Annotated in this window: 22 protein-coding genes and 1 tRNA gene; 4 read left to right on the forward strand and 19 right to left on the reverse strand. The window is 63.8% G+C overall.

Annotation, left to right across the window (positions count from 1 at the left end; genetic code table 11):
• Positions 1-233 precede the first annotated feature (233 nt).
• The 10 genes from U1H99_RS19900 to U1H99_RS19945 form a co-directional block, all read right to left on the reverse strand.
• Positions 234-866 (reverse strand): response regulator, encoded by a 633-nt coding sequence (locus tag U1H99_RS19900; RefSeq protein WP_141837548.1) that lies wholly within the window; start codon positions 864-866, stop codon positions 234-236.
• Positions 867-1,063: 197 nt separating this feature from the next.
• Entirely contained in the window at positions 1,064-1,468 is a 405-nt protein-coding gene (locus tag U1H99_RS19905) for a MerR family transcriptional regulator (protein ID WP_323143450.1), read from the reverse strand.
• A 42-nt stretch (positions 1,469-1,510) separates the two neighbouring features.
• Entirely contained in the window at positions 1,511-1,879 is a 369-nt protein-coding gene (locus tag U1H99_RS19910; RefSeq protein WP_323143451.1) for an integration host factor subunit alpha, read from the reverse strand.
• A gap of 128 nt (positions 1,880-2,007) precedes the next feature.
• A complete protein-coding gene (gene pheT / locus U1H99_RS19915) occupies positions 2,008-4,434 on the reverse strand; it encodes a phenylalanine--tRNA ligase subunit beta (RefSeq protein ID WP_323143452.1) in 2,427 nt (808 codons plus the stop codon).
• A gap of 34 nt (positions 4,435-4,468) precedes the next feature.
• Entirely contained in the window at positions 4,469-5,485 is a 1,017-nt protein-coding gene (pheS, locus tag U1H99_RS19920) for a phenylalanine--tRNA ligase subunit alpha (protein WP_323143453.1), read from the reverse strand.
• A gap of 122 nt (positions 5,486-5,607) precedes the next feature.
• On the reverse strand, positions 5,608-5,970 hold the full coding sequence (rplT, locus tag U1H99_RS19925; RefSeq protein WP_323143454.1) for a 50S ribosomal protein L20: 363 nt from the start codon (positions 5,968-5,970) through the stop codon (positions 5,608-5,610).
• A gap of 20 nt (positions 5,971-5,990) precedes the next feature.
• The gene (gene rpmI / locus U1H99_RS19930; RefSeq protein ID WP_005667419.1) at positions 5,991-6,191 is read right to left on the reverse strand and encodes a 50S ribosomal protein L35; all 201 of its coding nucleotides are present in this window, start codon (positions 6,189-6,191) and stop codon (positions 5,991-5,993) included.
• A 323-nt stretch (positions 6,192-6,514) separates the two neighbouring features.
• Positions 6,515-7,039, reverse strand: a complete 525-nt coding sequence (gene infC, locus U1H99_RS19935) for a translation initiation factor IF-3 (protein WP_323143720.1) — start codon at positions 7,037-7,039, stop codon at positions 6,515-6,517.
• A 53-nt stretch (positions 7,040-7,092) separates the two neighbouring features.
• On the reverse strand, positions 7,093-9,003 hold the full coding sequence (gene thrS, locus U1H99_RS19940; RefSeq protein WP_323143455.1) for a threonine--tRNA ligase: 1,911 nt from the start codon (positions 9,001-9,003) through the stop codon (positions 7,093-7,095).
• A 257-nt stretch (positions 9,004-9,260) separates the two neighbouring features.
• Positions 9,261-9,337: transfer RNA gene (locus U1H99_RS19945), tRNA-Val, on the reverse strand.
• Positions 9,338-9,475: 138 nt separating this feature from the next.
• On the opposite strand from U1H99_RS19945, the gene U1H99_RS19950 reads away from it, so the two are divergent.
• The 4 genes from U1H99_RS19950 (at position 9,476) to U1H99_RS19965 (ending at position 12,369) form a co-directional block, all read left to right on the forward strand.
• Positions 9,476-10,390 (forward strand): cation diffusion facilitator family transporter, encoded by a 915-nt coding sequence (locus U1H99_RS19950; protein ID WP_323143456.1) that lies wholly within the window; start codon positions 9,476-9,478, stop codon positions 10,388-10,390.
• Positions 10,391-10,493: 103 nt separating this feature from the next.
• Entirely contained in the window at positions 10,494-11,474 is a 981-nt protein-coding gene (locus U1H99_RS19955) for an NAD(P)/FAD-dependent oxidoreductase (RefSeq protein ID WP_323143457.1), read from the forward strand.
• Positions 11,471-11,800: an H-NS histone family protein gene (locus U1H99_RS19960; RefSeq protein WP_323143458.1), complete on the forward strand. Its 330-nt coding sequence runs from the start codon at positions 11,471-11,473 to the stop codon at positions 11,798-11,800. The genes U1H99_RS19955 and U1H99_RS19960 overlap by 4 nt, the downstream gene beginning before the upstream one ends.
• 95 nt (positions 11,801-11,895) lie before the next feature.
• Entirely contained in the window at positions 11,896-12,369 is a 474-nt protein-coding gene (locus tag U1H99_RS19965) for an MgtC/SapB family protein (protein WP_323143459.1), read from the forward strand.
• Positions 12,370-12,386: 17 nt separating this feature from the next.
• On the opposite strand, the gene prfH is transcribed toward U1H99_RS19965, so the two are convergent.
• The 9 genes from prfH to U1H99_RS20010 all read right to left on the reverse strand — a co-directional run bounded on the left by prfH (position 12,387) and on the right by U1H99_RS20010 (position 21,818).
• A complete protein-coding gene (prfH, locus tag U1H99_RS19970; RefSeq protein ID WP_323143460.1) occupies positions 12,387-13,010 on the reverse strand; it encodes a peptide chain release factor H in 624 nt (207 codons plus the stop codon).
• Positions 13,010-14,203 (reverse strand): RNA ligase RtcB family protein, encoded by a 1,194-nt coding sequence (locus tag U1H99_RS19975; RefSeq protein WP_323143461.1) that lies wholly within the window; start codon positions 14,201-14,203, stop codon positions 13,010-13,012. The genes prfH and U1H99_RS19975 overlap by 1 nt, the downstream gene beginning before the upstream one ends.
• A gap of 216 nt (positions 14,204-14,419) precedes the next feature.
• Positions 14,420-15,730, reverse strand: a complete 1,311-nt coding sequence (locus U1H99_RS19980; RefSeq protein ID WP_323143462.1) for a hypothetical protein — start codon at positions 15,728-15,730, stop codon at positions 14,420-14,422.
• Between the two features lie 22 nt (positions 15,731-15,752).
• Positions 15,753-16,385: a hypothetical protein gene (locus U1H99_RS19985; protein ID WP_323143463.1), complete on the reverse strand. Its 633-nt coding sequence runs from the start codon at positions 16,383-16,385 to the stop codon at positions 15,753-15,755.
• A complete protein-coding gene (locus tag U1H99_RS19990) occupies positions 16,382-17,335 on the reverse strand; it encodes an MlaD family protein (RefSeq protein ID WP_323143464.1) in 954 nt (317 codons plus the stop codon). Before U1H99_RS19990 ends, U1H99_RS19985 begins: the two co-directional genes overlap by 4 nt.
• 15 nt (positions 17,336-17,350) lie before the next feature.
• A complete protein-coding gene (locus U1H99_RS19995) occupies positions 17,351-18,157 on the reverse strand; it encodes an MlaE family ABC transporter permease (protein WP_323143465.1) in 807 nt (268 codons plus the stop codon).
• A 123-nt stretch (positions 18,158-18,280) separates the two neighbouring features.
• The gene (locus U1H99_RS20000) at positions 18,281-20,530 is read right to left on the reverse strand and encodes a RelA/SpoT family protein (protein ID WP_323143466.1); all 2,250 of its coding nucleotides are present in this window, start codon (positions 20,528-20,530) and stop codon (positions 18,281-18,283) included.
• Positions 20,531-20,539: 9 nt separating this feature from the next.
• The gene (locus tag U1H99_RS20005; protein WP_323143467.1) at positions 20,540-20,890 is read right to left on the reverse strand and encodes a RidA family protein; all 351 of its coding nucleotides are present in this window, start codon (positions 20,888-20,890) and stop codon (positions 20,540-20,542) included.
• A 49-nt stretch (positions 20,891-20,939) separates the two neighbouring features.
• Positions 20,940-21,818, reverse strand: coding sequence for an alpha/beta fold hydrolase (locus U1H99_RS20010; RefSeq protein ID WP_323143468.1), 879 nt, complete (start codon positions 21,816-21,818; stop codon positions 20,940-20,942).
• Positions 21,819-21,835: the final 17 nt, after the last annotated feature.

Consider the following 21,835-nt stretch of genomic DNA (forward strand, 5'->3'; position numbering starts at 1 on the left):
TGAGCATGTACATGAACGAGAACGGCCGATTGTGGCATGAGGACCACAGGAAAGAAACAATTCCTTACGAAAACTTACATATTAGCAAGTTGGAAGGCAAGTGTATTGTCAATCCAGATAGTCGGAAAGGATACCGCAATGGCGATATGAACAACAGAGGAGAAGGAGAAACCGGTGCGGCACGCACCGGCGGTCATGCGGAAAAGAGCGGCACCGTGGCCGCCCTCGCCTGCTCAGTCGAGCAGGTTGTTTTTCATGGCGTAATAGGTGAGGTCGCTGTTGGACTGCAGACCCATCTTTTCCATGATACGGGTACGGTAAGTCGACACGGTCTTGATCGACAGCGACAGCGCGTTGCCGATGTCGGACACGGTCGCACCCTTGGCCAGGCGCAGGAACACCTGGAATTCGCGGTCCGACAACTCGGTGTGCAGCGCCGTGTTGGGATCGCGGTCGAAGCTCTGGGCCAGCAGTTCGCCGACCTGGGAGCTGACGTAGCGCCGACCCTGGTAGACGGTGCGGACGGCGGTCTTGAGCTCGTCGGCGTCGCATTCCTTGTTCAGGTAGCCATTGGCACCCATCTTGAACAAGTTCAGCGCGTATTGCTGGGCTGGATAACCGGACAGGATCAGCACAGGCAGGTTGGGCTGGCCTTGGCGGATGGTCCGCAGGATATCGATGCCGCTCTGGTCGGGCATGGCGATATCGAGCAGCAGGACGTCGCAAATTTCACGACGTGCAATATCGAGGGCCTCACGCCCGGTTGCGCCTTCAGCGACGACTTCGAAATCGCCGGACGACGAAAAAATCTGTTTGAAACCTGCTCGAACTATCTGGTGATCGTCACAAATGGCAACGCGTATCATTGTCTTCCCTTAGATTTTTCCTGGTACAGGAAAGAGCCGAGGCTGACACCTCACGCCCCGTTTTCGGTCATGCGTTTGAGTCAGCAACATTCGCAAGTGACATTCTAGCACCTCCGAGGTGCAGAACAACAGGGCGCACGAATACCTGAGCCCGCCTAACCTGGAATTGCCTCGGACCGGCTTACCGGCAGCCTGCTTCAGACAGCCTGCGAACCGCCCCGCAGCACGGCAAGGATGGCCTGCAATTCCATGCGCAGCTGGTCCGGCGACAGCGTCGGAACCGGCGGCGCCTCGGGGATGGCTTCGACCTCATCAGGCGGGCCGTTGCGACCGTCGAGACGGTTGCGCGCGCCGCTGATGGTGAACCCCTGCTCGTACAGCAGCTCGCGGATCCGCCGGATCAGCAGCACTTCGTGGTGCTGGTAATAACGGCGGTTTCCACGGCGTTTGACAGGCTTTAGTTGGGTAAATTCCTGCTCCCAGTAGCGCAACACATGCGGCTTGACCCCGCACAATTCGCTGACTTCACCAATCGTGAAATAGCGCTTGGCCGGAATCGGCGGCAGCACGGTCAGTTCGTTCTTGTTCGGTCGATCGTTCATGGCTTACGTGGAGAGGAACCCGGTCGGCGAGGCAGGCAGGTCTCAGGCGGCGTGCGCCAGCGCAGAGTTGCCCGTACTCGCTGGCCCGGCTTCCTCGACCATACCTTTCAGCTTCTGGCTGGCGTGGAAAGTCACGACACGGCGCGCCGTGATCGGAATTTCCTCGCCGGTTTTCGGATTGCGCCCGGGGCGCTGCGGCTTGTCGCGCAGCTGGAAGTTACCGAAGCCTGAGAGCTTGACGGCTTCCCCGCGTTCGAGCGCATTACGGATTTCATCGAAGAAGGTCTCGACCATGTCCTTGGCTTCGCGCTTGTTCAGGCCAACCTGCTCGAACAGCAGCTCGGCCAGCTCCGCCTTGGTCAAGGTCGGCAGTTCCTTTTCCGCTTCTTGCCGCACTCGCGCCACCTGCATCGCACGATGCAGGTCGGCGTTCAGCGCCTCCTGGAGTACGGCGGAATCAAGGTCATTATTATTAATTTGAAAGCCCTACCTTCAGATCAACAGTCATTTTGGAATAAGGGAACCCCTTCCAGATCCCCTCAGGCGCGCAATTTGGCGCCATGTTTTTGTTGTGCCGCAGCAGCCAGCGCAGCCATGATGGCATCGACCGCATCGTCCTGCAACGTCGATTGAGTATCTTGCAAGCCAAAGCGGAACGCAAGACTTTTTTCGTCTTGTTCCAAACCTTTGCCGCGATATTCATCAAACAAAACAACGGCTTGCACGAGTTTCCCAACCGGATTCGACGATAGTTCAGCGGTGAAAGCATCCAGCAAAGCCTGGGCCGGGACGTCCTGCTTGACCACCAGGGCCAGGTCGCGCGTGGCGCCCGGGAATTTCGAAATCTCGGTGTAGCGCGGCAGGTCGCGCTGGCGCAGCGCTTCGGCGTCGACTTCGAACAGTACCGGTGCCTGCGGCAGGTCGTATTTCTGCTGCCAGCGCGGATGCAGTTCGCCGATGAAGCCGACCTGCTTGCCGTCGATCTCGACCGCCGCGCAGCGGCCTGGGTGCAGCGCCGGGTGTTCCATCTTGGCAAAGCGGACCTGGCGCGGCGCGAACAGCGCTTCCAGGTCGGCCTTGACGTCGAAGAAGTCGACGGCGCGGGTCGGCTGGCCCCACTGCTCCTCGGCCGCAGGACCGTAGGCGATTGCGGCCACGCGCTTGGGCTGCTCGAAGCCGGCCACGGCCAGCGGCCCGTCGGCTACTGCCGGGTTGCGCTTGAACACGGCGCCGATCTCGAACACGCGCACACGGCCCGCCTTGCGGTTCAGGTTGTAGCGCACGTTGGCGACCAGGCTGCCGATCAGCGTCGAACGCATCACGCTCATCTGGCTGGCGATCGGGTTCTGCAGGCGGATCGGATCGGTATTCGCGGCGAAATCCGCTTCCCACTGCTGCTCCACGAAGCTCATGTTGACCACTTCCTGGTAGCCAAGGTCGGCTAGCTGATGGCGGATCGCGAACAGCGAGCGGGTATTTTCCGGTTCGATCAGCATCGCGCTCGGGGCAACCGGCGGCAGCGTCGGGATGTTCTCGAAGCCGTACACGCGCGCGACTTCCTCGATCAGGTCTTCCTCGATCTCGATGTCGAAGCGGTAGGACGGCGAGGTCACGTAAAACTGCCCCGGCTCTTGCGTGAACGGCAGGCCCAGGCGGGTGAAGATGTCGGCCACCATCTCGTCGGTGATCTCGACGCCGATGACCTTGGCGGCGCGCGCGGTCCGCAGCAGCACCGGCTTGCGTTCCGGCAGATTGGCGATCTGGTCGTCGACCGGGCCGACTTTGGTTTCCGGCGTACCGCAGATCTCGACGATCAGGGCGGTGATGCGCTCGATGTGCTCGACCGTGGTCGCGTAATCGACGCCGCGCTCGAAGCGATGCGCGGCATCGGTCGAGAAGTTGTAGCGGCGCGCACGGCCCTGGATCGCATTCGGCCACCAGAAGGCGGCTTCCAGGTAGATGTCCGTGGTGTCGAGCGTGACGGCGGTCGAGTCGCCGCCCATGATGCCGGCCAGCGATTCGATTTCCTTGTCGTCGGCGATCACGCCGACCCACTCGTCGACCTCGACGGTGTTGCCGTTCAGGAGCTTCAGCGACTCGCCTTTCCTGCCCCAGCGCACGTCGATGCTGCCATGGATCTTGTCCAGGTCAAACACGTGCGACGGACGGCCGACTTCGAGCATCACGTAGTTCGAGATGTCGACCAGGGCCGACACCGAGCGCTGGCCCGAGCGTTCCAGGCGGCGCTTCATCCACTCGGGGGTCGGCGCCTTGGCGTTCAGGCCGCGGATCACGCGGCCGGTAAAGCGACCGCACAGGTCCGGTGCCGAGATCTTGGCCGGCAGCACTTCGTCGATCGTCACGGGGACGCTGCGCAGCGCCGGCAGGCTCAGCGGCGATCCGGTCAGCGCCGACACTTCGCGTGCCACGCCGAGCACCGACAGGCAGTCGGCCTTGTTCGGGGTCAGCTTGATCGTGAATTTCAGGTCGTTCAGGCCGAGATAATCGCGGATGTTCTGGCCGACCGGCGCATCTTCCGGCAGCTCCATGAGGCCGCTGCCCTCTTCCGAAATCTTGAGTTCCTTGGCCGAGCACAGCATGCCCTGGGATTCGACGCCGCGCAGCTTGCCGACCTTGATCTCGAAGGGCTTGCCGTCCGCGCCCGGCGGCAGCACGGCGCCGGCCTTGGCGCAGATCGCCTTCATGCCGGCGCGCACGTTCGGCGCGCCGCATACGATGTTCAACAAGGTGCCGCTGCCGACGTCGACCTGGCACACGTTCAGGCGGTCGGCATTCGGGTGCTTGGCCACTTCCTTGACTTCGGCCACGACCACGTTGGAAAACGGCGGCGCGACCGCTTCGACTTCCTCGACCTCGAGGCCGGACATGGTGAGCAGGTGGGAGAGTTCGTCCGAATTCATCTTCGGGTCGACCATGGAACGGAGCCAGTTTTCGGAGAATTGCATAATCTTTTAGCCTTGATGGTTTGCGTTGTTCTTCTTAATTGAACTGTTTGAGGAAGCGAAGATCGCCTTCATAAAACAGACGCAAATCGTTGATACCGTAGCGCAGCATGGTCAGGCGCTCGAGGCCGGAGCCGAACGCGAAACCGATGAACTTTTCCGGATCCAGGCCGAAATTGCGCACCACGGTCGGGTGCACCTGGCCGGCGCCCGACACTTCCAGCCAGCGGCCCTTCAGTGGACCAGAACCGAAGGCGATGTCGATCTCGGCCGACGGTTCGGTGAACGGGAAGTAGGACGGGCGGAAGCGCACCTGCAGGTCGTCGGTCTCGAAGAAGGCCTTCACGAAATTCAGGTACACGCCCTTGAGGTCGGCAAAGCTGATGTCTTCGCCGATCCACAGGCCTTCGACCTGGTGGAACATCGGCGAGTGGGTGGCGTCGCTGTCGACGCGGTAGGTGCGGCCCGGTGCGATCACCTTGATGGGCGGCGTATGCGTGCGCGCATAACGCACCTGCATCGGGCTGGTATGCGTACGCAGCAGCAGCGGCTTGCCGGTGCTGTCATTGCCTTCGATATAGAAGGTGTCCTGCATCGAACGCGCCGGGTGGTTTTCCGGGCTGTTGAGTGCCGTGAAGTTGGTCCAGTCGGTCTCGATTTCCGGACCGTCGGCCACATCGAAACCGATCGAGCGGAAGATCTGTTCGACCCGTTCCCAGGTGCGCATGACCGGATGGATGCCGCCGATGCCGCGGCCGCGGCCCGGCAGCGTAACGTCGATCGCTTCGGCATTCAGGCGCGCCATCAGCTGGGCGTTCGCGAGATCCTCGCGGCGGGCGGTCAATGCCTGTTCGATTTTTTCTTTGGCGGCATTGATCATGGCGCCCTGCGCCTTGCGCTGGTCCGGGTCGAGCTTGCCCAGGCCCTTCATCAGTTCGGTCACCTGGCCGGTCTTGCCCAGGTATTTCGCTTTAGCGTTTTCCAGCGCGGCAGCGTCCTGGGCGGCGCCAAAGTCGGACTGGGCGGAGACGACGAGTTCTTCCAGCGAGTTCATTGCGTGTTCTTTTCCTATTGAAGGGCGGGAGGCGCCAGAAACAAAAACAGGGCATCGGTCGTGAAACCTTTGCCCCGTCCTTTTTGCGCCGCATCGCTGCGGCGCTATGGTTCGCTCAGCGATTAAGCAGCAGCGACTTGTGCCTTGACGGTGTTCACGATAGCGGCAAATGCCGGCTTGTCGTTGACAGCCATGTCGGCCAGGACTTTACGGTCCAGTTCAATCGCGGCTTTCTTCAGGCCGTTCATGAATGCGCTGTAGGTCACGCCATGCGAACGCGCAGCGGCGTTGATACGGGTGATCCACAGTGCGCGGAAAACGCGCTTCTTGTTGCGGCGGTCGCGGTAAGCGTACTGGCCAGCGCGCATGACTGCTTGCTTGGCAATACGGAATACCTTGCTGCGACGGCCACGGTAGCCTTTGGCAAGTTCAAGAACCTTCTTGTGACGGGCACGTGCAGTAACCCCACGTTTTACTCGAGGCATATTCGCTCCTTAGTGTGAGATTAGACGGCCGACGGCATCATGCGGTAGACGCTCGTGACGTCCGATGCATTGATGTTACGGGTGCCACGCAGCTGACGCTTGTTCTTGGTGGTCTTCTTGGTCAGGATGTGACGCTTGAACGCCATACCCGATTTGACGGTACCACCCGGACGCACGCGAAAACGCTTTTTCGCGGAGCTTTTGGTTTTCATTTTCGGCATAGTCATCTGCCCTTTTATAGGCAGCCTCATATGTAACAGGATTGCAGGTGGCAGCAACGCTGCTCTTGGATGCCTGCTTTCACTTGTTTCTGCAGCGGAAGCGAGTCCACTACAGTCTTGCATTCCCGCATCTCTCGAAACGGGAACCGCAGATTCTACCACAGGTTTGATTCCGGAGGAATGGTTCGACCTGCGCTTGACTGCGCCGCGCAACGGCGGAGGAAATGAGAATAGGCCGGTGACAGGCCGCAGGATCACCCCGCGGCCTGTCACCGGCCCCACTCTATCCAGGCGTCACGGCGAACGCCGTGCCGCGCAGAAGCTTACTTTTTCTTCTTCGGACCGACGACCATGATCATCTGGCGGCCTTCCAGCTTCGGAAACTGCTCGACCACGCCATACGGCTCGAGGTCGCCGCGCAGACGCTCCAGCATGCGCTGGCCGATATCCTGGTGGGCCATTTCACGGCCGCGAAAACGCAGGGTGATCTTGGTCTTGTCACCCTCTTCCAGGAACTTGATCAGGTTGCGCAGCTTGATGCTGTAATCACCCTCGTCCGTACCCGGACGGAACTTGATTTCCTTGACCTGGATGATCTTCTGCTTCAGCTTCGCTTCGTGCTGTTTCTTCTGCTCCGAATACTTGAACTTGCCGTAGTCCATGAGACGGCAGACCGGCGGAGTCGCGTTCGGCGCGATTTCCACGAGGTCGACGTTCGCTTCTTCAGCCAGACGGAACGCTTCGGCCAGGCTCACAATGCCCAGCGGCTCGTTGTCCACACCGTTCAGACGCATTTCCGGATAGGTGATTTCGCCATTGATGCGATTTGAAGACTTGTCAGTAGCTATTTTGTTTCCTTTGGTAGTTGATTATGTTCGGCCGTTCCTCAAGGCGGGAAAGATCACTTCGCCTTGGATGCCACCTCGCCCAGGAGGCGTTCCAGCAGCGCATCGACGGACATCACGCCCAGGTCGACATTGCCGCGCGCGCGAACGGCCACAGTGTTGGCATCCCGCTCTTTATCACCGACAACGAGGATGTACGGCAGTTTTTGGACGGAATGCTCGCGAATTTTATAGGTAATCTTCTCGTTCCGCAAATCAGCGTGAACACGCAAACCGGCGGCTTTCAGACGGGATTCCACCTCTTTCACATAAGATGCTTGCGCATCCGAAATATTCAAGAGGGCGACCTGCACCGGCGCCAGCCACAGCGGCAGCGCGCCGGCATAGTTCTCGATCAGGATACCGATGAAGCGTTCCATCGAACCGACGATCGCGCGGTGCAGCATCACCGGCACCTTGCGGGTATTGTCTTCCGATACATATTCGGCACCGAGGCGACCCGGCATCGAGAAGTCGACCTGCATGGTGCCGACCTGCCACGGACGGCCGAGGCTGTCCTTCAGGTGGTACTCGATCTTCGGACCGTAGAAGGCACCCTCGCCCGGCAGTTCGGTCCATTCCACGCCACAGCCGCGCAGCGCAGAACGCAGCGCTTCCTCGGCCTGGTCCCAGACTTCGTCGGAACCGATGCGGTTTTCCGGACGCAGCGCGATCTTGACGTCGATGTTGTCGAAACCGAAGTCCTCGTACACCTGCATCGCCTGAGCGTGGAAAGCCACCACTTCCGGCGCGATCTGCTCTTCGGTACAGAACACGTGACCGTCGTCCTGGGTAAAGCCGCGCACGCGCATCAGGCCGTGCAGCGCGCCCGACGATTCGTTGCGGTGGCACTGGCCGAACTCGCCGTAGCGCAGCGGCAGGTCGCGGTATGAACGCAGGCCGGCGTTATAGATCTGCACGTGGCCCGGGCAATTCATCGGCTTGAGCGCGTAGGTACGGTTCTCGGACTCGGTCGTGAACATGTTTTCACGGTAGTTGTCCCAGTGACCGGTCTTTTGCCACAGGCTGACGTCGATGATCTGCGGCGCCTTGACTTCGTTGTAGCCGGTGATCTGGTAGGTCTTGCGCATGTACTGCTCGATCTGCTGCCAGATGGTCCAGCCTTTCGGGTGCCAGAAAATCAGGCCCGGCGCTTCGTCCTGGAAGTGGAAGAAGTCGAGCTGCTTGCCGAGCTTGCGGTGGTCGCGCTTTTCGGCTTCTTCCAGCATGTGCAGGTATTGCTCCTGGTCTTCCTTCTTGGCCCAGGCGGTGCCGTAGATACGCTGCAGCATTTCGTTCTTGGCGTCGCCGCGCCAGTAGGCGCCGGCCAGCTTCATCAGCTTGAACACTTTCAGCTTGCCGGTCGACGGCACGTGCGGGCCGCGGCACAGGTCGGTGAAACCGCCTTCCGAATACAGCGACACGTCCTCATTCGCCGGAATCGAGGCGATGATCTCGGCCTTGTAGTCTTCGCCGATCGATTTGAAATAGGCAACGGCTTCGTCGCGCGGCAGCACCCTGCGGGTAACCTGCTCGTCCTTCTTGGCCAGCTCGGCCATCTTCTTTTCGATCGCGGTCAAGTCTTCCGGGGTGAACGGACGCTTGTACGAGAAGTCATAGTAGAAGCCGTTCTCGATGGTCGGGCCGATCGTGACCTGGGCTTCCGGGAACAGTTCCTTGACGGCATACGCCAGCAAGTGGGCGGTCGAGTGACGGATCACGTCCAGGCCTTCCGGATCGCGGTCGGTGACGATCGCCAGGTCGGCGTCGGACTCGATCAGGAACGAGGTATCGACCACTTTACCGTTGACCTTGCCGGCCAGCGCGGCCTTGCCCAGGCTCGGGGCAATATTCTGTGCCACCTGGGCAACCGTGACCGGTCCTTCGAATTGACGGCTGGAGCCGTCGGGGAGTCGCACGTTCAGCATCTTGATCTCCTTGTCGGCGCCCTGTCGCGCCCGCTAAGTAAATGAAATGATTAAAAGAATTGAAACTAAAAATGTCGGGACGAAAAAAAACGCGCACCAGGCGCGTTTATTTCAGTGTTGTAGAGCTTTTTTGAGACAAAAGCACACCAAACCGCGTCTAGCGATTCCCCCACAACCAAGTTGTAGTTCGCGGTGTCATAACCGTGGATGCCTTTCTCGCTCTTACATATGGGAATTGTGAAGCTCCCGAGATGTTCTGGTGGGCGGTGCAGAATTCGAATCTGCGACCCCTTGGATGTCGACCAAGTATTCTAACCAGCTGAACTAACCGCCCGTGTGCCGCTATTATAGGGAGTCGGCGCCGGTTATGCAAGGCACGCACGAATTGATGAGCAAACCGGCATCGGCGCGGACTTGGCGCCCCACCCTGCAGGTATACTTCCTGCTGTTTATTTTGATGACCTGCCTCCCCATGTCCCAGCAACCCGCCTCCTCCGCCCACCTGCACGCCCACCTCGACGGCGACGCCCGGCACGCCCATACCATCGAGGGCCGCAGCCAGGGGGCGCTGGCGATTGCGCTCGGGCTGACCCTGCTGTTCGCCGTGATCGAAGCGGTCACCGGCTTCATGTCGAATTCGCTGGCGCTGATCTCCGACGCCGGCCACATGACGACCGACGCCGCCGCCCTCGGCCTGGCCCTGATGGCCCAGTTCATCGCCAAGCGCCCGCCATCGGCGCGCCACTCGTTCGGCTTCGTGCGCGCCGAGGCGCTGGCCGCCTTCGTCAACAGCCTGGCCATGCTGCTGCTGGTGTGCTGGATCGTGTACGAAGCCGGCAAGCGCCTGGTACATCCGGAAGCCGTCGGCGGCGGCATCGTGTTCGTGGTCGCCTCGATTGGCGCCGCCATCAACATCCTGGTGGCCTGGGTGCTGTCGCGCGGCGAGCAGAGCATCAACACGCGCGCCGCCCTGGTCAACGTACTGGGCGACCTGCTCGGCTCGATCGCGGCCATCGCCGCCGGCGCCATCATCCACCTGACCGGCTGGGTGCGGATCGACCCGATCCTGTCGATCTTCGTGTCGCTGCTGATCCTGCGCTCGACCGCCGGCATTTTGCGCGAGTCGTATCACTTCCTGATGGAGGGCGTGCCGGCCCAGATTGACTACCTGCAAGTGGGCGCCGACCTGGGGAAGGTGCCGGGTGTGATCTCGGTGCACGACCTGCATGTGTGGGACATGTCGCCCGGCGAGCCGGCCCTGATCGGCCACCTGCAGATCGAAAACATGGCACGCTGGCCGGACGTGCTGCAGGCGGTGCGGGCCATGCTGCTCGACAAGCACGGCATCGATCACGTCACGCTGCAGCCCGAGACGCATAACCACTGAGTCGCATGCCCATAACTCGACAGTAATATGTAAGCCGGGTCCGACCCGGCAGCGGGTGCCACGCCGACAGGACGCGCGGGGGCGGCTTGTGGATAATGAAAACATGCCAAGCTTATCCCACGTCTACGACACCCTGATCATCGGCGGCGGCCCCGGCGGCCTGACCGCGGCCATCTACCTGCGCCGCTTCACGCGCAACGTCGCCCTGGTCGACAAGGGCAACAGCCGCCTGCGCCTGATCCCTGTTTCGCACAACTATCCCGGCTTCCCCGAAGGCGTGCCCGGCCATGCCCTGCTCGGCAACCTGACGGCACAGTTGGAACGCTACGGCGGCTCGGTGATGCCGGGCGAGATCCTCGACCTGCGCATCGAGGACGGCCATTTTGTTGCGGACTACGTGCCGGAAGACGCAGCCGACGGCGAGATCACCCATATCCGTTCGCTGACCGTGCTGCTGGCCACCGGCGTGGCCGACGTCGGCCTGCCGGTCGAGAACTGGCGCGAGGCGGTCGCCTTCGGCTCGGTACGCCTGTGTCCGGTGTGCGACGGTTTCGACGTGATGGACAAGCGCATCGCCGTCGCCACCGCCGAAGTCAATCCGGTCGGCCATGCCCTGTTCATGCGCACCTTCAGCGCCGACGTGACGCTGTTCGAGCGCGGACCTGCGTCGATCCTGACCGACGACGACCGCCGCCGCCTGGACGCCGCCGGCGTGCGCTACATCGATTCGCCGCTGCTGTCCGTGACGCTGGACGCCGCCATGAAGCCGGTGATGCACACCGCCGACGGCAACGATCATGCGGCCGACGTGTTCTACCCGATGCTGGGCGAAAACGCGCGCTCCGGCCTCGCCGCCAAGCTGGGCGCCGAAACCGCTAATTGCGACGAACTGGTGGTCGACAGCCATGGCGCCACCGCGGTGCCGGGCCTGTATGCCATCGGCGACGTGACGGTCGGCCTGAACCAGATCGCGGTGGCGACCGGCCAGGCCGCACGCGCCGCCACCCACATCCACAACCGCCTGCCGCCGGCCCTGCGCGCGGCCATGGCCGCCAGCCCGCTGGCGCTGCACCGGGCGGCATGATGGCAAAGACGGCCAATCCCGAGCAGGCACCGGGCATCGACTTGTCCGACTACAACCTCGGCGAGCTGAAGGGTTTGCTGTTCGAGGTCGGCCAGGCGATCCAGGAGCGCCAGCGGCGCGACGTGGCCGAGGCGCGCGAACGCATCATGACGATTGCGCGCGGCGCCGGCCTGCCGACCGAGAAGCTGCTGGACGGTGCCGCCGTCCTGCCGCGCTACCGCAACCCCGACGACGCCAGCCAGACCTGGAGCGGCCGCGGGCGCCAGCCGAAATGGGTGGCGGATGCGCTGGCAGGCGGCAAGACGCTGGACCAGCTGAAGTTCTAGCCCCCTCGGCGCAACCCGCCAGCCCTCGACTATAGGGCGCCGCCCGGCGCCCCGTACTGGCATCATCGAGCCTTGGCAATGGGAGGAGTCAGGGAGTGTGGGAACGGATCTGGGCAACCACGGTAGAAGAATTTTCGGACCTCGGCAACGCCGAGGACATCACGCGGATCGTACTGCGCCTGCTGGTGGCGATGACGCTGGGCGGCCTGCTCGGCTATGAGCGCGAATCGATCGGCTCCCCGGCCGGCCTGCGCACCCACATGCTGGTCTCGCTCGGCTGCGCGCTGTTCGTGCTGATTCCGGTCCAGGCCGGCATGGAGATCGAAGACCTGTCGCGCGTGCTGCAGGGCGTCACGGCCGGCATCGGCTTCCTCGGTGCCGGCGCCATCCTCAAGCAGCATAACAGCAAGGACATCCACGGCCTGACCACGGCGGCCAGCGTCTGGACCACGGCGGCGATCGGCGTCGCCGCCGGCATGGGGCGCGAGTCGTCGGCGATCGTCAGCGCGGTGTTTGCCTTTGTCATCCTGTCGATTTTGCGGCGCGTGTCGAAGCAGCGCGATACCTGACACGCGCCGCAGCCACTTCAGCTCTCCACGAACCGCGGTCCGGTGAAATGCCGGACCACGCTGCCGCCCGCGCGCGCCAAATGACGCGCCCGGCGCTCGGACTTGCCGCGTGCCTGTCCGGCATCCGCCTGCGCCTGCAGCCTGGCGTTCAACAGGGCCAGTGCCGCCGCCCTGTTCGCGCTTTGGCTGCGCGAACCGCCGACCTTCACCGACAGCCCGGTCGCCACATGCGTCGCGCGCACCGCCGTCTCGGTCTTGTTGACGTGCTGCCCGCCGGGTCCGGACGCGCGCATCGTCTCGATCACGACCTCGTTGCCGAAGGCCTCGCACGGCGGCTCGAACATGGCCACGTCGAGGTACCAGTTCTTCCTGGCGTGAGCGGGACGGTAGGGGCTGGGACAGGTCCACAGCACGGTGCCGGCGTGGCGCTGCGCGAACCGGCGGCAAGCACCCTCCTCGCCTTCAAGTGCCACCAGCACGGAGCGCAAGGTCCCGAGGCGCTCGCCCTGCACCTCCTCGACGAGAGACAGCGCCAGGCCCGCCTTGGCGGCTGCCGCCTCGACGTGCGCCAGCATCTTGACCACGCCCAGGCAGCACTCCGCCGGCCCGGTGTTGGCCGATATCTGCAACAGGATCGCCATCAGCAGCACTCCCCGCGGGTCTTGTAGGTCAGTACCGGACGGAACTCGGCCACCACCTTGACCAGGCCGGCACCGGCCAGGCTGGCCATGACGGTGTCGATCGGCTTGTAGGCCGCCCCCGCTTCCTCGAACACCAGGTCCTTGTCGTTGCAGATGATGCGGCTGCCGAGCGCGCCCTTGCCGAGGTCCTTGAGCAGGCCGGATTTCTCGAGCCGCCCCTTGCAGTCGGCGCGCCCCCATTTGCGTCCCGCGCCATGCGCCAGCGAACCGAGACTGGACGACGCGGCTTCGGCAAGCGGCGCCACCAGGTAGCTCAGGTGGTCGCGCGAGCCCGGGATCAGCACCAGGTCGCCGGCCATCGGCGTGGCACCCTTGCGGTGGACCCAGCCGTCCTGTGCGTCGAAGCGTTCCCAGGTGACGGTGTTGTGGTTGATGTCGACCTGCTGCACCGCCTTCATCCCCAGCCGCACGCAGATCCGCGCCGCGATGAGCCAGCGGTTGGTCTCGGCGAACGCGACCGCCGCCGCATGGCGCGCCAGGTAGGCACGGGCCGCATCGCTGTCTTCATCGAGACCTTCATGGCCGAAGGCGTCAACATGGTCGCGCAGGATGCTTTCGCCCAGGCCGCGCGAGCCGCTGTGCACCACCAGCTTGAGGCGCTTGGCGTCGGCCAGCGCCTCCGGCAACCCGGCGCCGTCGACCAGGCGCTCGAGACGCTGGATTTCGGCGAAGTGATTGCCGCGGCCGATCGTGCCGGCGCCGCGCAGGTGCTTCGCATCCAGCCCGGCGCTCGACAGCGTTGCTGCGAGCCTCTGCAGGCGCTGTTCCGCTTCCGGGAAGGCCCCCGCGATGCGCTCGCGTTCACCTTCCTCGATCGGCCCGTCGAGGTTGCCGATCAGGCGGTCGAGCTTGTCCAGTTTGTGCTTGGCCACCGGCAGGTCGGTGCTCCACACGGACACGCCGCAACCGATGTCGCTGCCGACCAGCGCTGGATAAAAGCGCCCGACGCTGAAGAAGGCGGCGCCGACCGGATAACCGCGGCCGGGATGCAGATCCGGCATCCCGACGGCACGGACCATGCCCGGCAGCTGCGATGTCTTAATCAGTTGTTGAATTGCTGCGCCTTCGAGCCACAGGCGTGGCGAGGCGACGACGGTTGCGCGATCGGCAACCGATGAGATGAAATTTCCCATTTCTTTCCCGTATTCATAGTGAAGAATTCCGGGAGCGAGACGAGCTTAGGTTTTTAAGCGTTGACCTATGCGACGGCACCGACCCAGAAAGTAGAGGCATTGTGGGCGGATACGTTTTGCATGATTGCCTCCTTCGGGTTCGGTTGAGTGGGGTGTCGATCATATCGATATTGCATCACAATGACAAACGCTGATGCCATGAATGCAACACTTTGTTCACGGGACCTTGTCGTTGCGCCCGGAGCCGGCCAATGCCTTAATGGTCTCAAGACTGTTCATACGGTCGAACATAGGCCAGTCCTCCCTTGCCCGCGCGAGTGTTCCTTGCATCTGCTCGTTCGGTTCGGGCTGCGGCTGCGGCTCAGGCAACTGGTCGAATGGCGCCGCCATCAGGGGATGGTCGATAACCGGCATATCCAATCCAAACAATTTCCTTAATCGCAACAAAAATACAATCTCGATGGGCAGGCGTGCCAGGACCGGTGTTCCGAAATCGTAGAACGTGCGGGTTTTTTCCCGTCTCGCCTGATGGGTATGGCGGTCACAGGCAGCGATCAGCCAAGGCAGCAGTGCGGCGGCGTCGGCCTTGCGCCAGTGTGCGATCAAGCCGTTGTAAATAGGGTCATCGTAGGCGTAAGGTGGCCAGTGATGCGACACGTCGCCCATCCAATCGGCGAACAGGCGAAGCATGAACGCATGCGCGCGCCGGTGTTCATTTTCGTAGGACAGTATCAGGTAGTGCTGGCGATTGAGCGCAGCGTGTATCAGATAACCACAATAAACGGCCTCGTGCTTCCACCCAAGCATCATGGCATAAGCCATGGCTTCGGTTGCACCTTTCACGCTGAACAGGTGCAGTCCATGCGGATGGTCGGGGTAGAGCTTCCTGAAGTTTTCGTGCCAAAAGAAGTCGAGCTTGTAGGCGAACAGCAGATAGTCTGCCGCCTGCGCCAGATTAGACAGCCAGGATTTCCCCTCCATGGCCAGCGCAATCGCTTCGGCCTCGAAGCCATGTCCTGCTTGCACATAGCTTATGTTCTCGACCACATTTACGGGATTGTCGGTATCGAGCCGGGCATTGTACTGGGTGATGGCGAGGTTCGTGCGGGGGAAATGGTCACTCAAATGGTCGCGCAAATGATCGCGCAACCGTTGTATCACGGCCTTCCTGGTCGGCCAGGACGGGTCGATGCCTGGCGATTCCGGCAAAGTATGTTGAGTTTCCTTGGTTTCCTCGGAACTGCCCTTCCCGGATTCTTTGTTCGGCAGCTGGGGATACGGCGGTCGGTCGACAAGCAATTCGTAGGTCAGTTGCGCTTCGTGGAATGAGGCGCGCCATTCCAGAAAACCCTCGCGTGGTTCGCACAAGAGGCACACCACGCACAATGGTCCCTCCGTGAAAACCTCTTCGACCAGTGCGATATCTCCAGAACCGGCTTCTCGAGAATTCAACCAGTCGGTATAGACAGCGGCTGAGTAGTCGACGTCGATCAGCCTGATGAAATCGCCTTGCGAAAGTTTTGGCATAGAAGGAAGTCCCAAGGCTTGCTTAGTACTCGGCCACCAGCGCCATCCGCTTGCGCACCCGCTCGACAGCCGCCGCATCCCCCGCCGCCTGCGCCCGCTTCTCCTGCACGCCGAGCCAGGCCAGCAGCGGCCGCCGCCAGCCCTGTTCCGACGCCGTCTCCACCGGCACGCCGATATCGCCCGGCGCGATCCGCCCCGCGCGCAGCAGGGCACCGGCCGCCACCAGGCGCGCCAGCGGATCGGCCACGCCGGCCAGCGTGCCGCTTGCCACCACCGGCCGGTGCTGCGCCGGCAGCAACGCGGCATCCAGCCCCTGCCAGCGGCCCTCGAGGTAGGCCGCATAGGCGCGCTGCGCCGGCGTCGCTTCTGCGGCGATCGCGCCGAAGCCGGGACAATCGGTCTCCAGCGCCGCCACCTGTACCGCGCAGCGCACCAGTTCGGCCTGGGCGACGCGGTCGAAGCGGCCGGTGCTGGCGGTCTCGCGCCGCGCCCGCGCGAACTCGGCGTCGGCGGCGAGGGTGTCGCCTTTCAGCCAGGCGTCGGTGTAGCCATCCAGCGCATCGCGCGCATTCGGCTGCCAGCTCGGCGGCTGGGGCTTGCTGGCGCACCCGGCCAGGGCCAGCGCCAGCGCACACATCACATAGAGGGGCTTCATGGCAGCTTGATCTCCGATTCGCTCTTGAATGGCCATTTGCGGTTGATCTGGTCGACCAGCCGGTTGACCTTGCGCAAGCTGGCGTCGACTTCGCCGCGCAGCCGGCCCAGGTCCTGGGTTGCGACGCGCGCGTTGGCGCCGACCGCCTGGGCTTCGACCAGCACGGCGTCGACTTTCTGCAGCGTCGTGCGGGCGTCGGCCAGCATGCCGTTCAGTTCGCGCACCGCGGCCTGGGTATCGTCCATCACGCCGTTCTTGCCGAAGACGCGCTGGTCGGTCTTGGCCAGCAGGGTGTCGACCCGTTGCAGCGTCTGCAGCAGCTTCTGCGCCTCAAGGTCGCCGCCCAGTGCCGTGCCGAGCACGCCGTACTTGCCGGTCAGGCGGCCGCTCAGGGTCTCGACGTTGGCCAGCGTGTTGTCGATCGAGGAGCCGGATTGGGTCAGGGTGGTCAGGTTTTCCAGCAGCGTGCGCGCGTTGGCCAGCAGGCGTGGGATCTCCGCGCTGGCGTCGCCGCGCAGCACCGGGCGCTGGGCATTGTCCGGCAGCGGCGGGTCGGTCAGGATGCCGCTGAAGGCGCGCAGCCGGGTCTCGCCGACCACGCTGCTCTCGAGCGTGAACACGCTGGTGGTGCGCAGCCACTTGGCGTCGTCGCGCGAGATGTCGACCCGGATGTTGACCTTGCCGTCCGCCCCCAGGCTGACCTGGCGCACGCGCCCGATCGGGAAGCCGGCGAAGGTCATGTCCATGCCGGGGATCACGCCTTCGGAATTGTCGGCCACCAGGGTCAGCGTCTGGGTTTGCTCGAATACGCCGCGCGCGTACATCACGTACAGCACGAAGGCGGCGATCAGGGCGCCGATGGCGACCAGCAGGATCAGGGCCTTGGCTTCGACGTGCTTCGGCTCGTCGGGGGCGGCAGGGGCGGCGGGCGTGGTGACGGGATCGGCCATCGGCGTCCTTTCTGGTTAGATGTATTTGAGGACCAGCGAACCGGCCTCGATCAGCAGCAGCACGAACAGCAGGCGCAGCGCGCCCGGCTGCACGCTGGAGCGGTGGCGGCGCGCATGGCGCAGCAGTTCGAGCAGCGCGGCGCTCGGGATCACCGCCACGGCCAGCCCAAACAGCACGGTCTTGAACACGAAGCCGGCGGTGACGACCGGGTCGAACACCCTGCCCACGGTACGCGTGTAGTCGGGGATGCCCCAGGGCGACAGGCCGTACACGTTCAGGTAGGCCAGCACCAGCACGATCACGCTGCTGACCATGGCCAGGCTGAGCACTGAAAAGGCATTGGCGAACACCTGCGGCACCAGGTCGCGCCGCACGCGGTGCAGGGTTTCCTCGGTCGCCACCTGGGCCGGTACACCCGCCCTGGCCAAGCCCATGGCGGCGGCGTCGAAGGCCATGCCGGCGCGCAGCGCGGCGAACAGCGCGGCCGACAGCGGAATCAATTCCAGCACCAGCACCCGCACCACCATCTCCAGCGCATAGCGCGACAGGCCGTAGCTCTGGGCCGTGACCAGCACGATGCGGATCACGACCAGGCTGACCAGTGCGGTGAGCATCGTGAACCAGGGCAGCACCTGCCAGGTGCTGGCGTAGATGTGGCGCGCCGTGGCCAGGCGGTTGGCGCGGTTGTAGGTCGAGGGCGACAGCGCCATCACCAGCGCCACCGCGCCCAGGTGCAGCATGTGCCACCAGCCGGCCAGCCAGCGGGCGGCGTGCACGCCCCAGTGGCGCGGCTTGATGTACAGGAGTGCAGTGATGGACATGGTCACATGGCTCGGTTATTGGGGCTCATGGAGAGGCAACCCACGGCCAACATGATGCATGCTTCACGCGTGGACGGCGTTTGCATAAGGGTGATTCCGCCTGTACAGGTTGAGCCGTCCACCCTACTGGCGCCTTGCTTCCTGCACGCCGCCCACTTCCCCGATCGCCGCCAGCGCCTTCTGCAGCTGCCCGGTCGAGCTGATCTCGGCCGTGAACACCATGCGCGCGGTACCCTTGCTGCTCTGGGTGTTGACGCCGATGACGTTGATCTTCTCGCGCGTCAGCACTTCCGAGATGTCGCGCAGCAGGCCCTGGCGGTCGCTGGCCAGGATGAAGATATCGATCGGGTAGACCGTCTCCTTGCCGGTGCTGCCCCATTCGGTGTCGAGCACGCGTTCCGGCGCCTTGGACGCCATCTCGGCGAAGTTCTTGCAGCTGGCGCGGTGGATCGACACGCCCTTGCCGCGCGTGACGAAGCCGACGATCGGGTCCGGCGGCGCCGGCTTGCAGCACTTGGCCAGCATCGTCATCAGGCCTTCGGTGCCGACCACCAGCACGCCCGACTTGGCACCCTGCTCCACGCTCGAGGCGCGGCTCTTGTTGACCACGGCCGCGTCTTCGGCCTGCGGCGCCGGTTCGGCCGATTCGTGCAGCGCGGCTTCCACGTGGCGCAGGCTGAACTTCTCCTTGGCCACGCTGATGAACAGGTCGTCGACCTTGGCGAAGCCCAGCTTGTGCGCCAGCGCTTCCAGGTTGACCGCGGTCTTGCCCTCGCGTTGCAGCGATCTTTCGACCAGCGCGCGGCCGTTGGCCAGGGTCTCTTCCAGTTCCTGCGCATGGAACCAGGCCCGAATCTTGGTACGGGTGCGGCTGCTGACCGTGTAGCCGGGACTGAGCCAGTCGCGCGACGGACCGGCGCTGCCGGCCGGACCCTTGGCGGTGATGATCTCGCAGGTCTGGCCGTTCTTGAGTGCCGTGTTCAGCGGCACCATCACGCCGTCGATGCGGGCGCCGCGGCAGCGGTGGCCGACTTCGCTGTGCAGGTGGTAGGCGAAGTCGATCGGGGTGGCGCCCACCGGCAGCTCCAGCACGCGCGCTTGCGGCGTCAGCACGAAGATGCGGTCGTCGAGCGTGGTCGACTTCAGCTTTTCGACCCACTCGCGCTGCAGTTCCTCGTCGCCGGCGCCGGTGACGGCGTCGGCCACTTCGCTCTTCCAGGCCAGCAGCTGGCGCAGCCAGGCGATCTTTTCGTCGTACTCCTGGCTCTTGAAGTTGGAGCCGCCCTCTTCCTTGTAGCGCCAGTGCGCGGCGACGCCGTTTTCGGCCAGGTTGTGCATTTCCGGAGTGCGGATCTGCACCTCGAGCGGGCGGCCGTCGTCTGCGTTCACCACCGTGTGCAGCGACTGGTAGCCGTTCGGCTTCGGCCGCGAGATGTAATCGTCGAATTCCTTCGGGATCGGCGTCCAGATGTTGTGCACCAGGCCGAGCACCGTGTAGCAGGTGCGCACGTCGGCGACGATCACGCGGAAGGCGCGCACGTCATACAGCCCGGAGAAATCGAGCTCCTTGCCGCGCATCTTCTTCCAGATGCTGTAGATGTGTTTCGGGCGGCCGCTGACTTCGGCCTTGATGCCGGCCGCCGCCAGCTCGTCCTCGAGGCGCGTGATCGCCGATTGCACGAAGCTTTCGCGCAGCATGCGCTTTTCTTCGAGCATCTTGGCGATGCGCTTGTAGGTGTCGGGGTCGATCATGCGGAAGGACAGGTCTTCCAGCTCCCACTTGAGCTGGAAGATGCCGAGGCGATTCGCCAGCGGCGCGTACAGGTCCAGCACTTCGCGGCCGTAGTTATGGGTCATCTCGTCGAAGCGTTTCTGCTCGGCGAAATAGCGCAGGCTGACGACACACGATGCCAGCCGCACCAGCACCACGCGCATGTCGGACGCCATCGCCAGCAGCATCTTGCGCAGGGTTTCCACCTGCGCCATGGCCTGCTGCTGCGCATTCTTGCCGCGCCCCACCGGCGCCTGAGCGGCCGTCAGGTCGCGCAGGCGGATCAACTGGTGCACGCCGCGCACCATGTCCGAGACTTCGCGGCTGAAGCGGTCTTCCAGCTTCTCGGCCTGGAGCGGGTCGGCCATGCACAGCTCGAACAGCAGGCCGGCCATGCGGGTCTCGGCATCGGCGCGCAGCACGGCGAGCGTGCCCGCCACCCCGAGCGAGAACTCGAAGGCGCCCTGGCCCCAGGCGGTGACGCGGTCGCCATACGCCTCGGCGGCAAAGTCGAGGGCGGTCTGGACGCGCGCGCAGTCGTCCGGACCGAGACCGTGCAGCAGTTGCGTGCTGGCGTCGCCGAGCGCGGCAATCGATACCATGGGCGCGCCTTACGGCTGGGCCGCGACGATCACGACCTCGACCAGGCACGCGGGGTTGGCCAGCTTCGCTTCCACGGTGGCGCGCGGCGGCGTATTGCCCGGCACGACCCACTCGTCCCACACGGTGTTCATGCCGGGGAAGTCGGCCATGTCGGCGATGTAGATCTGCGCCGACAGGATGCGGGTCTTGTCGCTGCCGGCTTCCGCCAGCAGGCGGTCGACGTGCCCCAGCACTTCGCGGGTCTGGCCGACGATGTCCTCGGACGTATTTTCGGCGATCTGGCCGGCCAGGTAGACGGTGCCGTTGTGGATGGTGATTTCGGACAGGCGTTTGCCTACGTGCAGTCGTTTGATTTCCATGGTTTCTCTAGTCGTGTTACACAAAAAAAGCTAAAAATTCAGTCCTGGCTCAAGCAGTCAGGAAGCGCAGCGCCAGTGCGATCTGGTCGGGCTGCAGGAAGGTCGGCGCATGGCCGACGCCGGGCAGCTCCACCAGTTCCGGCCGCGGCCCGCGCCGCTTCATTTCCTCGGCCGTCGCGCGCGACAGCAGGTCGGACAGCTCGCCGCGCACCAGCAGCGTCGGGCAGCGGATCGCGTCGTAGGCGGCCCACAGCTGGGCTTCGTCCTGTTGCGCGCGTTCCGGCGTGATCGCGGCGAAGGGCTTGGCCAGGCCCGGGTCGTAGTGGCGCGTCCAGGCGCCGTCCGGGGCCTGCACCAGCACGTCGCTGGCCAGCTTGTGCCACTGCTCGTCGCTGTGCGGGCCGAAGGCACTCGACACTTCGCGAACGAAGGCGGCGCCGGCGTCGAAGCTCGGGAAGCGCAGGTCCTGGCCGATGTAGTCGCCGATGCGCGCCATCGCCACCGGATCGAGCACCGGGCCGATATCGTTCAGCACCAGCCGTTCGATCGGGCTGTCTTCGAACGATGCAAGGATCATGCCGATCAGGCCGCCCATCGACGTGCCGAACCAGTGCACGCGCTCGTCGGCGTTGTTGGCCGTGACACGGGCGACCAGGGTCACCATGTCGGCCACGTACTGCGGCACCGTGTAATACGCCGGGTCGCGCAGGCGTCCGGAACGGCCGCGCCCGACAACGTCCGGGCACACGACCCGGTAGCGGTCGCACAGGGCGCGCGCCAGCGCATCGAAATCGTCGGCCACGCGCGTCACCCCGTGCACGCACACCAGCACATGCGGGTTCGCCGGGTCGCCCCACTCCTTGTACGCCATACGATGCAGGCCGGCCGGCGAGCTGCATTGCACGGATGACAGCCTTGGTTCGCTCATCTGGTAGTCCATTCTCG

The organism is Massilia phyllosphaerae, assembly GCF_034659755.1.
In the GTDB taxonomy this organism is placed as follows: Bacteria; Pseudomonadota; Gammaproteobacteria; order Burkholderiales; family Burkholderiaceae_D; genus Telluria; species Telluria phyllosphaerae.

Bases quoted from the DNA above. Each gene is read 5' to 3' on its own strand.
- U1H99_RS19900 (WP_141837548.1), bottom strand. From the start codon at position 866: ATGATACGCGTTGCCATTTGTGACGATCACCAGATAGTTCGAGCAGGT.
- U1H99_RS19905 (WP_323143450.1), bottom strand. From the start codon at position 1,468: ATGAACGATCGACCGAACAAGAACGAACTGACCGTGCTGCCGCCGATT.
- U1H99_RS19910 (WP_323143451.1), bottom strand. From the start codon at position 1,879: ATGCAGGTGGCGCGAGTGCGGCAAGAAGCGGAAAAGGAACTGCCGACC.
- pheT (WP_323143452.1), bottom strand. From the start codon at position 4,434: ATGCAATTCTCCGAAAACTGGCTCCGTTCCATGGTCGACCCGAAGATG.
- pheS (WP_323143453.1), bottom strand. From the start codon at position 5,485: ATGAACTCGCTGGAAGAACTCGTCGTCTCCGCCCAGTCCGACTTTGGC.
- rplT (WP_323143454.1), bottom strand. From the start codon at position 5,970: ATGCCTCGAGTAAAACGTGGGGTTACTGCACGTGCCCGTCACAAGAAG.
- rpmI (WP_005667419.1), bottom strand. From the start codon at position 6,191: ATGCCGAAAATGAAAACCAAAAGCTCCGCGAAAAAGCGTTTTCGCGTG.
- thrS (WP_323143455.1), bottom strand. From the start codon at position 9,003: ATGCTGAACGTGCGACTCCCCGACGGCTCCAGCCGTCAATTCGAAGGA.
- U1H99_RS19950 (WP_323143456.1), top strand. From the start codon at position 9,476: ATGTCCCAGCAACCCGCCTCCTCCGCCCACCTGCACGCCCACCTCGAC.
- U1H99_RS19955 (WP_323143457.1), top strand. From the start codon at position 10,494: ATGCCAAGCTTATCCCACGTCTACGACACCCTGATCATCGGCGGCGGC.
- U1H99_RS19960 (WP_323143458.1), top strand. From the start codon at position 11,471: ATGATGGCAAAGACGGCCAATCCCGAGCAGGCACCGGGCATCGACTTG.
- prfH (WP_323143460.1), bottom strand. From the start codon at position 13,010: ATGGCGATCCTGTTGCAGATATCGGCCAACACCGGGCCGGCGGAGTGC.
- U1H99_RS19975 (WP_323143461.1), bottom strand. From the start codon at position 14,203: ATGGGAAATTTCATCTCATCGGTTGCCGATCGCGCAACCGTCGTCGCC.
- U1H99_RS19980 (WP_323143462.1), bottom strand. From the start codon at position 15,730: ATGCCAAAACTTTCGCAAGGCGATTTCATCAGGCTGATCGACGTCGAC.
- U1H99_RS19985 (WP_323143463.1), bottom strand. From the start codon at position 16,385: ATGAAGCCCCTCTATGTGATGTGTGCGCTGGCGCTGGCCCTGGCCGGG.
- U1H99_RS19990 (WP_323143464.1), bottom strand. From the start codon at position 17,335: ATGGCCGATCCCGTCACCACGCCCGCCGCCCCTGCCGCCCCCGACGAG.
- U1H99_RS19995 (WP_323143465.1), bottom strand. From the start codon at position 18,157: ATGTCCATCACTGCACTCCTGTACATCAAGCCGCGCCACTGGGGCGTG.
- U1H99_RS20000 (WP_323143466.1), bottom strand. From the start codon at position 20,530: ATGGTATCGATTGCCGCGCTCGGCGACGCCAGCACGCAACTGCTGCAC.
- U1H99_RS20005 (WP_323143467.1), bottom strand. From the start codon at position 20,890: ATGGAAATCAAACGACTGCACGTAGGCAAACGCCTGTCCGAAATCACC.
- U1H99_RS20010 (WP_323143468.1), bottom strand. From the start codon at position 21,818: ATGAGCGAACCAAGGCTGTCATCCGTGCAATGCAGCTCGCCGGCCGGC.